Genomic DNA, 10,357 nt, shown 5'->3' on the forward strand with positions numbered 1-10,357 from the left:
CTCAGCGCCAAATCAACAATACGCACGCAGCGGTGAGCAAGCCCATCGCCAGATTGAACATTTTCCACGCGCGTGGGCTGCGCAGCAGACGTCCAATCAGCGAGCCAAAGCCCATCCAGATCACCCCGGAAACCACATTTACCATGAACATGCCGAGGCTGATCGCCAGCACCGAATGCAGATATTCGCTGCCCGCCAGGCTGAAACTGGCCACCGCACCGAGCGCCATGAGCCAGGCTTTTGGGTTGATTAGCTGCAGCAAGCCGCCTTGCCAGAACGGCATCTGCTTCACTGTCACATCATCGGTTTCCAGCTTTTCATACTCGGCGCTGGCGATTTTCCACGCCAGCCACAGCAGATAAAGGCTACCGGCAATCTTCAGGATCAGATGCAGCGAAGGGTAAAGCAGGATGAGACCGCCGATGCCAAATGCCACCATCAGCAACATGACTTGCATACCAATCATGATACCAATGAGCAGCGGTATGGTGCGCAGGAAGCCAAAATTAGCACCCGAGGCGGTAAGTAACATATTATTGGGCCCGGGCGTGATGGCCGCGACCCAAAGAAAACCTAACATTGATAAAAAAAGACTCAGTTCCATGTATATTCGGGTGCTCCTCACCCAGTAAAGCGAACAACCCATCGAAGCTATCAGCGACTTATGCATCAGACAAGCCTTTACCCAAGCTATTTTGATCGCCCCAGCGGCGAGCGCTTTAAACCACTGCGCGGATTCAGTAACGCGCATCTGCAAACGCTGCTGCCGCGCATTCTGCGCCGCCGCGTCACGTTGCGTCCGCACTGGCAGCGTCTTGACCTGCCGGACGGCGATTTTGTCGATTTAGCGTGGAGCGAAGATCCGGCGCAGGCACGTCACAAGCCGCGCATGGTGATGTTTCACGGCCTGGAAGGCAGCTTTCGCAGCCCGTATGCGCACGGCCTGATGCAGGCGTGTCAGGCACGCGGCTGGCTGGCGGTGGTGATGCACTTTCGCGGCTGCAGCGGCGAACCTAATCGCTTGAAGCGCATCTATCACTCCGGTGAAACCGAAGACGCCACCTATTTCCTTAACTGGCTGCAGCGCGAATGGGGCAGCGTGCCGACCGCCGCTGTCGGCGTTTCGCTGGGCGGCAACATGCTGGCTTGCCTGCTCGGTCAGCAAGGTCACGATGTGCCGATTGATGCCGCCATCGCCATCTCAGCGCCGCTGGCGCTGGAACCGTGCAGCGGCAAGCTGGACATTGGCTTTTCGCGCTTCTACCAACACTATTTGCTGACGCAGCTGAAAAAGAACGCCACGCGTAAACTGCGCGCCTGGCCCGGCACGCTGCCGGTCGATCTCAGCCAGTTACGTGCTTTCCGCCGCTTACGCGAGTTCGATGATGCGATAACCGCACGTGCGCACGGTTTTATTGACGCCAACGACTATTATCAACGAGCCAGCGCGATGCCGCTGCTCACCGGCGTGCGCAAACCGCTGCTGATCATTCATGCGCAAGACGATCCCTTTATGACCGATGCCGTGATCCCGCAACCTGACCAGCTGTCAGCTTCCATTCAGTATCAGCTGACGCAGCAAGGCGGCCACGTCGGCTTTGTCGGCGGCACCTTGCTTAAACCGAAAATGTGGCTGGAACAGCGCGTGCCCGACTGGCTCTCAACTTATCTGGATGTGTAATAGTGATTATTCCCTGGCAACAACTCGAAGCGGAGACGCTGGAAAACCTGATTGAAACCTTCGTGTTACGCGAAGGCACCGATTACGGCGAGCAGGAACGCAGTTTGCTGCAAAAAGTCGCCGACGTGCGCCGCCAGCTGGAGCGCGGCGACGTGGTGCTGGTGTGGTCGGAACTGCATGAATCGATCAATATTATGCCGAAGGGTGAATTTCGCGGCTGATGCACCCAGCGGCAATTCGTGGTAACAATGCTCATCGCCGGACTTCACAGGGAGCTCTGTTATGTCAGCCAGGCATCCAATTATTGCCGTCACCGGTTCCAGCGGCGCCGGAACCACCACCACCAGCCTCGCCTTCCGTAAGATTTTCCAGCAGCTGAACCTGCATGCGGCGGAACTCGAGGGCGACAGTTTCCATCGCTTCACGCGTCCGGAAATGGACATGGCGATCCGCAAAGCGCGCGATCTCGGTCGCCACATCAGCTACTTTGGCCCGGAAGCCAACGACTTCGGCCTACTGGAGCAGACGTTCAAACATTACGGCCAAACCGGCCTCGGCGAATCACGCAAATATCTGCACACCTACGATGAAGCGGTGCCGTGGAATCAGGTGCCGGGCACGTTCACGCCGTGGCAGCCGCTGCCGGAAAACACCGATGTGCTGTTTTATGAAGGCTTGCACGGCGGCGTGGTCACGCAGCAGCAAAATGTGGCGGAGCATGTCGATTTGCTGGTTGGCGTGGTACCGATTGTTAACCTTGAGTGGATTCAGAAGCTGGTGCGTGACACCGGCGAGCGCGGCCATTCACGCGAAGCGGTGATGGATTCGGTGGTACGTTCGATGGAGGATTACATTAACTTCATCACGCCGCAGTTCTCGCGCACCCACATTAACTTCCAGCGCGTGCCGACCGTTGATACCTCAAACCCGTTTGCCGCCCGCGAAATTCCCTCGCTGGACGAAAGCTTCGTGGTGATTCATTTTCGCGGTCTGGAAGGCATCGCCTTCCCCTATCTGCTGGCGATGATTCAGGGATCGTTTATTTCCCACATCAATACGCTGGTGGTGCCGGGCGGCAAAATGGGATTGGCGATGGAGCTGATTATGCTGCCGCTGGTACAGCGACTGATTGAAGGGAAGCGGATTGAATAGGTTTGGTGCGGGCTGTGAAAAGGGAGGCATGAATGCCTCCCCTAAGACCGATTACAACTCGACAACCTCATAACTGTGGGTAATTTCCACGCCTTTACCGAGCATGATCGCCACTGAGCAATATTTTTCCGCCGACAGGTCAACCGCGCGCGCAACCGCTTTATCGCTCAACGCTTTGCCGCTGACAATAAAATGCAGGTTGATGGTGGTAAAAATGCGTGGTGCCTCTTCACGGCGTTCTGAGGTGAGTTTCACTTCGCAATCGGCCACATCGCTGCGCCCTTTTTGCAGGATCGATACCACATCAATGGCGCTACAACCGCCTGCGGCCATCAGCACCATCTCCATTGGACTTGGCGCTTTATCACCGGAATTACCGTCCATTAATACCTGATGGCCAGATGAGGATTCTCCGAGAAAGGTAAGACCTTCCACCCATTTCACTCGTGCCTGCATTATTCTCTCTCCTGAAGCGGCGGTTTTGCCGCCAGAGTACGCTTTCACCTGACAAACAGCAATCCAGAGTAATCCCCCTTCTGCTGAAGCGAGACAACACAAGACAGCTCGCAAAAGCTGTGCTACAAACAGTGCTGAAAATATTTTCGTCATCACAGACGAAGGCCGGAAGAATCAAAAGCGTAGCTTAAGAGTCCACCCGGAATAATTTTTCCTTTACTGGAAACGCTCGACGATTAAACCGCCTGACAGGGAAAAATGCCCCCTGTATTTTGGGCACGATTACAACAGAGGATAATAGCGAATGGTTCTCGGCAAACCGCAAACAGACCCTACACTCGAATGGTTCCTGTCCCATTGCCATATTCACAAATATCCATCCAAAAGCACGCTCATCCATCAGGGTGAGAAAGCGGAAACGCTGTACTACATCGTAAAAGGTTCCGTAGCGGTACTGATTAAAGATGAAGAAGGCAAAGAGATGATTCTCTCCTACCTCAATCAGGGAGATTTCATCGGCGAACTCGGTCTTTTCGAAGAAGGCCAGGAACGTAGTGCCTGGGTACGTGCGAAGTCTGCCTGCGAAGTGGCTGAAATTTCATACAAAAAATTCCGTCAGCTGATTCAGGTAAACCCGGATATTTTAATGCGACTTTCGTCGCAAATGGCGCGTCGTCTGCAAGTGACATCTGAGAAAGTGGGCAACCTTGCCTTCCTCGATGTAACCGGACGCATCGCGCAAACGCTGCTAAATCTGGCCAAACAGCCAGATGCGATGACTCACCCAGACGGGATGCAAATCAAAATCACCCGTCAGGAGATTGGTCAGATCGTGGGCTGCTCACGCGAAACCGTGGGTCGTATCCTGAAAATGCTGGAAGATCAGAATCTGATCTCCGCACACGGTAAAACCATCGTCGTTTACGGCACCCGCTAATTTCTTCTCACCCACGGCGTGATGGCAACATCGCGCCGTTTCTATTTGCGATGAGCTGATGTGGCGTCGAATCATCTATCATCCTGAAGTTAACTATGCGCTGCGGCAAACGCTGGTGCTGTGCCTGCCTGTGGCTCTCGGCTGGCTGTTTGGCGATCTGCAAAAAGGTCTGCTGTTCTCGTTAGTGCCTGCCTGCTGCAACATGGCGGGGCTGGATACGCCGCACAAACGCTTCTTCAAACGCCTGATTGTGGGTGGTTCGCTGTTTGCCACCGGCAGTTTCCTGATGCAAATTCTCACCGCTTACCAGATTCCGCTGCCGCTGATTTTACTGGCACTTCCGCTGCTGATTGGCGTGACCGGCGAAATCGGTCCGCTGCATGCGCGCTTGCTACCCGCGACTTTGATTGCCGCCATCTTCACGCTCAGCTTAGTGGGACGCATGCCGATGTGGGTGCCGCCGCTGCTCTACATTGGTGGCACGCTGTGGTACGGCTTATTCAACTGGTTCTGGTTCTGGCTGTGGAAAGAGCAGCCGATGCGCGAATCGCTTAGCCTGCTGTTCCGCGAGCTGGCGGATTATTGCGATGCTAAATACACCTTACTGACGCAGCTGACCGATCCGGAAAAAGCGCTGCCACCGCTGCTGGCGCGTCAGCAAAAGGCAGTAGATCTCATCACCACCTGCTACCAGCAAATGCATATGCTGTCGGCCAGCCGCGATAACAGCCACAAACGCCTGACGCGCGCTTTCCAGGTGGCGCTGGATTTGCAGGAACACATCTCGGTGAGTTTGCATCAGCCCGAAGAGGTGCAGAAGCTGGTTGAAGAGAGCCACGCCGAAGCGGTGATTCGCTGGAACGCCAAAATCATCTCGGCGCGGCTGCGCGTGCTGGCGGATGCAATTCTCTACCATCAGCTGCCGGATCGTTTTCATATGGAGAAACAGCTCGGCGCGCTGGAGAAAATTGCGCGTCAGCATCCGGATAATCCGGTCGGCAACTTCTGCCTGTATCACTTCAGCCGCATCGCCCGCGTGTTGCGTACGCAGAAGCCGCTCTACACGCGTGACCTGATGGCCGATCGCCAGCGCCGTTTGCCGCTGTTACCCGCGCTGCGCAGTTATCTGTCATTCAAATCCACCGCGTTACGCACCGCGGCACGCTTCGCCGTAATGCTGATGTTTGGCAGTTCGCTGGCGCTGTTCTTTAACATCCCCAAACCTTACTGGATTCTGATGACCATCATGTTCGTCAGCCAGAACGGTTACAGCGCGACGCGCGTGCGCATCCAGCACCGTGCGCTGGGCACTTTTGCCGGTTTGCTGATCGCCGCCGCCTCGTTACGGCTGGCGGTGCCGGAATCGATCACGCTGCTGTTTATGCTGGGGATCACGCTGGCGAGTTATCTGATCACGCGGAAATATTACGGCTGGTCGATGATTGGCTTCACCGTCACGGCGGTGTATTCGCTGCAGCTGCTGTCGCTCAACGGCGCGCAGTTTCTGCTGCCGCGTATGATGGATACCTTGATGGGCTGCTTGATTGCCTTCGCCGGGATGATTTGGCTGTGGCCGCAGTGGCAAAGCGGACTGCTGCGCAAGAATGCGCACGATGCGCTGGAAGCCTATCAGGAAGCGCTGCGAATGTTGTTGGGGCCGGAACAGTCGCCGGAGAAACTAGCATATCAGCGCATGAAGGTTAATCAGGCGCACAACGCGCTGTTCAACTCATTGAACCAGGCATCGAGCGAGCCAGGCTTTAATCTGCAATACCTGAAAGATATGCGCATGTGGGTTACACACAGTCAGTTTATCGTCGAGCACATTAACGCCATGACGATTCTGGCGCGTGAGCACACCATGTTGACGGCGAAACTAGCGGAACGTTATCTGCAATCCTGTGAAATCGCGCTGCAGCGTTGTCAGCAGCGGCTGGCGTATGACGGGCCGGGCAACGACAGCAATATTCTGGAAGCGCCGGAGAATCTCAATGAAGGGCCGGTGACGATTGTCGAACAGCATGTGAAGCGGATTTTGCAGCACCTCAACGTGATGCACACCATCTCTTCGCTGGCGTGGAGCCAGCGACCGCATCATGGCCGCTGGCTCAAGGTGTTACGTCCCAAAGCGGATTAAGCGGCTAGCACCTTTTCAATCGCGCTGGCGAAACGCGTCATGCCTTCGGCGATATCGGTAGGTTCAATCACCAGCGACGGCACAAAACGAATCACGTCGGTGCCAGCGGTGAGAATCATCAGCCCTTCCGCTGCGGAGGCGTTGAGGATGTCACGCGCCTTGCTGGCGAACTGTGGCTTCAACGCGGCACCAATCAGCAGACCTTTGCCACGAATTTCGCTGAAGATATCGAATTTGCTGTCGATGGCTTGCAGCGCTTCAACAAACTGCTGACGACGCGCTTCTACACCTACCAGTACTTCTGGCGTATTGATGATATCCAGCGCCGTTTCAGCGATAGCACAGGCCAGCGGATTGCCGCCGTAAGTGGTGCCGTGAACGCCCGGCGCCATCACCGAGGCGATTTCGTTGGTAGTCAACATCGCGCTCACCGGGAAACCGCCGCCCAGCGCTTTCGCGCTGGTAATAATATCGGGCTTGATACCGTAATGCTCATACGCAAACAGTTTGCCGCTACGTCCCATACCGCTCTGCACTTCATCAAGTACCAGCAGTGCATTATGTTCATCGCACAGCGCGCGCAGACCTTGCATAAATTCTGGCGTGGCCGGCATTACGCCGCCTTCGCCCTGAATCGGCTCGACCACGATGGCGCAGGTGTGATCATCAATCACCGCTTTTACCGCATTGAGATCGTTGAACGGCACATGCACGATATCCGCCGGTTTTGGACCGAAGCCATCGGAGTATTTCGGCTGGCCGCCAACCGACACGGTGAACAGCGTGCGGCCGTGGAAGGCGTTATGGAAGGCGATAATTTTGCTTTTGAACGGGCTGTGTTTTTTGCAGGCGTAATAACGCGCCAGCTTGAATGCTGCTTCGTTGGCTTCCGCGCCGGAGTTACCGAAAAACACCCGATCGGCAAAGGTCGCGGCAATCAGTTTACTCGCCAGACGCAGCGCTGGTTCGTTGGTGAACACGTTGCTGGTGTGCCACAAGGTTTCGCCCTGGGTTTTCAGCGTTTCCACCAGCGCCGGATGACAATGGCCCAATGCAGTCACCGCGATACCGCCAGAGAAATCGATATACTCTTTGCCCTGCTGATCCCACACTCGGCTGCCTTTACCTTTTACCGGCACAAACTGCGCAGGTGCATAAACAGGCAAAATAACGTTATCGAACGTTTCCCGGGTTACCGCTAGTTTTTCCGCTGCCATTGATGACCTCATCGGGTTATTTGTTGAGCTGATGTGAAAATATAATCACAAAATATGCATAAAAAATCACACGAAGGCAAACATAAGTTACGCGTTGAGGAAATTAGCCAGCAGCTGATGCCCTTGCTCACTGAGGATGCTTTCCGGATGGAACTGCACGCCTTCCAGCGACAAAGTGCGATGGCGGAAACCCATGATCTCATCCGGCTGGCCGTCGCGAAGGGTCCACGCGGTGACTTCAAACTCAGCCGGCAGCGTATCGCGCGCCACAATCAATGAGTGATAGCGCGTCACGGTCAGCGGATTATTCAGATCGCGAAACACACCTTGATTAGTGTGCTTGATCAGCGAGGTTTTGCCATGCATCACCTGGCGCGCGCGCACCACTTGCGCACCGTAAGCTTGCGCAATCGCCTGATGCCCCAGGCAAACGCCAAGGATCGGCACGCGCCCGGCGAAATGGCGAATCGCCGCGAGCGAAATACCAGATTGATCCGGCGTACACGGGCCCGGTGAAATCACCAGATGCGTCAGCGGCAGCGCTTCCATCTCATCCAGCGTAATGGCGTCGTTGCGCACCACGCGCACCTCTGCGCCCAGTTCGCAAAAGTACTGATAGAGATTCCAGGTGAAGGAGTCGTAGTTATCGATTAGCAGCAGCATAGCGCCCTCAGGCCAGTAAAAGCGGCGCTATTCTACCCATTTTAGTTCGCCGGGCTCACCACTTTCGCAAACTGCGCGGTAAGCGGCGCCAGATCGCCCGCAACTCCAGCCGAGATCGCGGCGCGCCACGCATCGCGTTCGAGCGTTTCCCACGCAAGCTGATAACCGGCATGCAATGCCAGCTGCTCGAAGAAGATGCGCTGTGCGCGGCCATTGCCGGCACGGAACGGGTGCAGCACGAAGATCTCACAGTAGTAATGCGCGATACGCGCCACGAAAGCTTCCTGCTCAAGGTCAGCTAATCCGCGCTCTTCCTCCAGCGCCTGCATCAGCGTATTGCCCTCTTTCTCGATATATTCGCAATGACAATACGGCGTTTCATCGCGCCAGATATCGATGGTGCGCAGTTCTCCCGCCCAGCTGTAGAGATCCTGAAACAGCGTGCGATGAATATGGCAAAGACGTGGCAAACCGATGCTGCGCTGGCCAAGTTCTAACGTCGCCAGGCGCGCGGTGCTGAAAGCCAGTTCCGCTTTGCGCAGCTGGGCTTCATCATGAATATCGAGGCGATTCTTCAACACATTGTCGTTGTGCCACAAATAGGGATCGCGTACTGCTAAGCTGTTATCCACCATATTGCCTCCTCAGCGACTCAAGTCGCTCCTCAGCATGTTCGGCATCGATAAGAGCTTCACTATAGGAATATCCGGCCAGTCGGCAGCTGGCTTGATAGCTCGCAGCACGGCGCTGCTGCCACAAGGTGGCTTTCTGTTTCTCGGTGAGTTTGCTGGTCATAGCGCCTCCGGCAAGCAGTGAGCCCTAAGTATAAGCAGCAATTTTTTGCTTTGCCGGAGTGCAAATGACGCGCCAGTGGAAAATGGCGCGTTTAAGAATTAAGGCAGGACTTTGGCGGAGAGGATAACAATCGGTTTTGACGGCACATTTTGGTACGGGCCTACATCTTTAGTCGGGACCTGCGCAATCTTGTCGATCACATCCTGGCCTTTCACAACTTTACCAAACACCGCATACCCGAAATCACGCTGACCGTGATCGAGGAAGGCGTTGTCGGCTACGTTGAGGAAGAACTGGCTGGTGGCGCTATCTTTATCTGCGGTACGCGCCATCGAAATGGTGCCGCGCAGATTACGCAAGCCGTTGTCGGCTTCGTTCTTGATCGGCGCTACCGTTTGCTTCTGCTGCATATCGGTAGTGAAACCGCCGCCCTGAATCATAAAACCAGGGATCACGCGGTGGAAAATGGTGTTGTTGTAGAAACCATTGTTGACGTAATCAACGAAGTTTTTCACCGAAACCGGGGCTTTCTGGTTGTTCAGTTCGAGTTCAATATTGCCCGCAGAAGTGGTGAGCAGCACATGTGGATCCCCTTTTGCGGCAAGCGCGGCAGAAGATACAGAAGAGAGCGCTAACAGGGCAACCGCCGCTGTCAAAGTACGTTTAAGCATGAAAGATTCCTTACCATGGAGAGCTAGCTCAAAAACGAGATTGATTGTAAAGAGCATGTGATCCAAGAGCCAGCGTTTTACCGATATTTACGCGGATGTTGCTATTGTCATACTTTTGCCGCCACGCAATCATTTGCGTGACAAAAATCACACTCTCAATGAAATATTTCCGCCTTGTTACACTCGTTGTTTATTAAGATCACAGCAACACTTACAATTCATGACACTTTTTGCCAATCTCGGCGCTTAACAGGTTCAGAACATGACAAACCGTAATCGCATTGGCCTTACCTGGATTAGCTATTTCTCCTATGCGCTCACCGGCGCACTGGTGATCGTTACCGGTATGGTGCTGGACAATATCGCGCAGTATTTCCAGCGCCCTATTTCAGAAATGAGCAACACCTTCACATTCCTTAATGCGGGCATTTTGGTGTCGGTGTTCCTGAACGCCTGGCTGATGGTGATTGTGCCGTTGAAGCGTCAGCTGATCTTTGGCTTCGTGCTGATGATCCTCGCCGTTGCGGGTCTGATGACCAGCCACGATCTCACCGTCTTCTCGCTGTGCATGTTCATTCTCGGCGTGGTGAGCGGCATCACCATGTCGATCGGTACTTTCCTGATCACTCATCTGTACGATGGCCGTCA

12 protein-coding genes and 1 pseudogene are annotated in these 10,357 nt (G+C 54.8%); 6 read left to right on the forward strand and 7 right to left on the reverse strand.

The window, feature by feature from the left end; genetic code table 11:
* Nucleotide 1: 1 nt before the first annotated feature.
* A complete protein-coding gene (locus RTY00_RS01865) occupies nt 2–604 on the reverse strand; it encodes a LysE family translocator (protein ID WP_008101822.1) in 603 nt (200 codons plus the stop codon).
* Between the two features lie 60 nt (nt 605–664).
* Here RTY00_RS01865 and RTY00_RS01870 point away from each other — a divergent pair, with 60 nt between their 5' ends.
* The 3 genes from RTY00_RS01870 (at nt 665) to RTY00_RS01880 (ending at nt 2,833) form a co-directional block, all read left to right on the forward strand.
* Nucleotides 665–1,681: a hydrolase gene (locus RTY00_RS01870; protein ID WP_312663218.1), complete on the forward strand. Its 1,017-nt coding sequence runs from the start codon at nt 665–667 to the stop codon at nt 1,679–1,681.
* A 2-nt stretch (nt 1,682–1,683) separates the two neighbouring features.
* Nucleotides 1,684–1,902 (forward strand): YheU family protein, encoded by a 219-nt coding sequence (locus RTY00_RS01875; RefSeq protein WP_256697647.1) that lies wholly within the window; start codon nt 1,684–1,686, stop codon nt 1,900–1,902.
* Nucleotides 1,903–1,963: 61 nt separating this feature from the next.
* Complete coding sequence (locus RTY00_RS01880) at nt 1,964–2,833, forward strand: phosphoribulokinase (RefSeq protein WP_008101816.1); 870 nt, start codon at nt 1,964–1,966, stop codon at nt 2,831–2,833.
* A gap of 51 nt (nt 2,834–2,884) precedes the next feature.
* Here the strand turns inward: RTY00_RS01880 and RTY00_RS01885 are convergent, their stop codons facing one another.
* Complete coding sequence (locus RTY00_RS01885) at nt 2,885–3,289, reverse strand: OsmC family protein (protein WP_008101814.1); 405 nt, start codon at nt 3,287–3,289, stop codon at nt 2,885–2,887.
* A 304-nt stretch (nt 3,290–3,593) separates the two neighbouring features.
* Here RTY00_RS01885 and crp point away from each other — a divergent pair, with 304 nt between their 5' ends.
* Both crp and RTY00_RS01895 read left to right on the forward strand, forming a co-directional pair.
* Complete coding sequence (gene crp / locus RTY00_RS01890; RefSeq protein WP_003852956.1) at nt 3,594–4,226, forward strand: cAMP-activated global transcriptional regulator CRP; 633 nt, start codon at nt 3,594–3,596, stop codon at nt 4,224–4,226.
* A 58-nt stretch (nt 4,227–4,284) separates the two neighbouring features.
* Complete coding sequence (locus RTY00_RS01895; protein ID WP_312663219.1) at nt 4,285–6,363, forward strand: YccS/YhfK family putative transporter; 2,079 nt, start codon at nt 4,285–4,287, stop codon at nt 6,361–6,363.
* Here the strand turns inward: RTY00_RS01895 and RTY00_RS01900 are convergent.
* From RTY00_RS01900 to ppiA, 5 genes are all read right to left on the reverse strand, one after another.
* Nucleotides 6,360–7,580: an aspartate aminotransferase family protein gene (locus RTY00_RS01900; RefSeq protein WP_312663220.1), complete on the reverse strand. Its 1,221-nt coding sequence runs from the start codon at nt 7,578–7,580 to the stop codon at nt 6,360–6,362. The two genes, RTY00_RS01895 and RTY00_RS01900, sit on opposite strands and share 4 nt — an antisense overlap.
* A gap of 87 nt (nt 7,581–7,667) precedes the next feature.
* Nucleotides 7,668–8,243, reverse strand: a complete 576-nt coding sequence (locus tag RTY00_RS01905; RefSeq protein ID WP_312663221.1) for an aminodeoxychorismate synthase component II — start codon at nt 8,241–8,243, stop codon at nt 7,668–7,670.
* A gap of 41 nt (nt 8,244–8,284) precedes the next feature.
* On the reverse strand, nt 8,285–8,878 hold the full coding sequence (locus RTY00_RS01910) for a putative adenosine monophosphate-protein transferase Fic (RefSeq protein ID WP_312663222.1): 594 nt from the start codon (nt 8,876–8,878) through the stop codon (nt 8,285–8,287).
* Nucleotides 8,868–9,038, reverse strand: coding sequence for a YhfG family protein (locus tag RTY00_RS01915; protein ID WP_312663223.1), 171 nt, complete (start codon nt 9,036–9,038; stop codon nt 8,868–8,870). Before RTY00_RS01915 ends, RTY00_RS01910 begins: the two co-directional genes overlap by 11 nt.
* Before the next feature lie 98 nt (nt 9,039–9,136).
* Nucleotides 9,137–9,709: a peptidylprolyl isomerase A gene (gene ppiA, locus RTY00_RS01920; protein WP_008101803.1), complete on the reverse strand. Its 573-nt coding sequence runs from the start codon at nt 9,707–9,709 to the stop codon at nt 9,137–9,139.
* Nucleotides 9,710–9,971: 262 nt separating this feature from the next.
* Here ppiA and RTY00_RS01925 point away from each other — a divergent pair.
* Nucleotides 9,972–10,357, forward strand: a pseudogene (locus RTY00_RS01925) (MFS transporter TsgA); the annotation flags it as partial.

Origin of the sequence: Pantoea sp. CTOTU49201 (genome assembly GCF_032054795.1) — a bacterium.
GTDB classification, from domain to species: Bacteria; Pseudomonadota; Gammaproteobacteria; order Enterobacterales; family Enterobacteriaceae; genus Pantoea; species Pantoea symbiotica.

Excerpts from the sequence above, each read along its gene's own strand:
- RTY00_RS01910 (WP_312663222.1), bottom strand. The coding sequence starts at position 8,878 with ATGGTGGATAACAGCTTAGCAGTACGCGATCCCTATTTGTGGCACAAC.
- RTY00_RS01865 (WP_008101822.1), bottom strand. The coding sequence starts at position 604 with ATGGAACTGAGTCTTTTTTTATCAATGTTAGGTTTTCTTTGGGTCGCG.
- crp (WP_003852956.1), top strand. The coding sequence starts at position 3,594 with ATGGTTCTCGGCAAACCGCAAACAGACCCTACACTCGAATGGTTCCTG.
- RTY00_RS01870 (WP_312663218.1), top strand. The coding sequence starts at position 665 with ATGCATCAGACAAGCCTTTACCCAAGCTATTTTGATCGCCCCAGCGGC.
- RTY00_RS01895 (WP_312663219.1), top strand. The coding sequence starts at position 4,285 with ATGTGGCGTCGAATCATCTATCATCCTGAAGTTAACTATGCGCTGCGG.
- ppiA (WP_008101803.1), bottom strand. The coding sequence starts at position 9,709 with ATGCTTAAACGTACTTTGACAGCGGCGGTTGCCCTGTTAGCGCTCTCT.
- RTY00_RS01905 (WP_312663221.1), bottom strand. The coding sequence starts at position 8,243 with ATGCTGCTGCTAATCGATAACTACGACTCCTTCACCTGGAATCTCTAT.
- RTY00_RS01900 (WP_312663220.1), bottom strand. The coding sequence starts at position 7,580 with ATGGCAGCGGAAAAACTAGCGGTAACCCGGGAAACGTTCGATAACGTT.
- RTY00_RS01885 (WP_008101814.1), bottom strand. The coding sequence starts at position 3,289 with ATGCAGGCACGAGTGAAATGGGTGGAAGGTCTTACCTTTCTCGGAGAA.
- RTY00_RS01915 (WP_312663223.1), bottom strand. The coding sequence starts at position 9,038 with ATGACCAGCAAACTCACCGAGAAACAGAAAGCCACCTTGTGGCAGCAG.
- RTY00_RS01880 (WP_008101816.1), top strand. The coding sequence starts at position 1,964 with ATGTCAGCCAGGCATCCAATTATTGCCGTCACCGGTTCCAGCGGCGCC.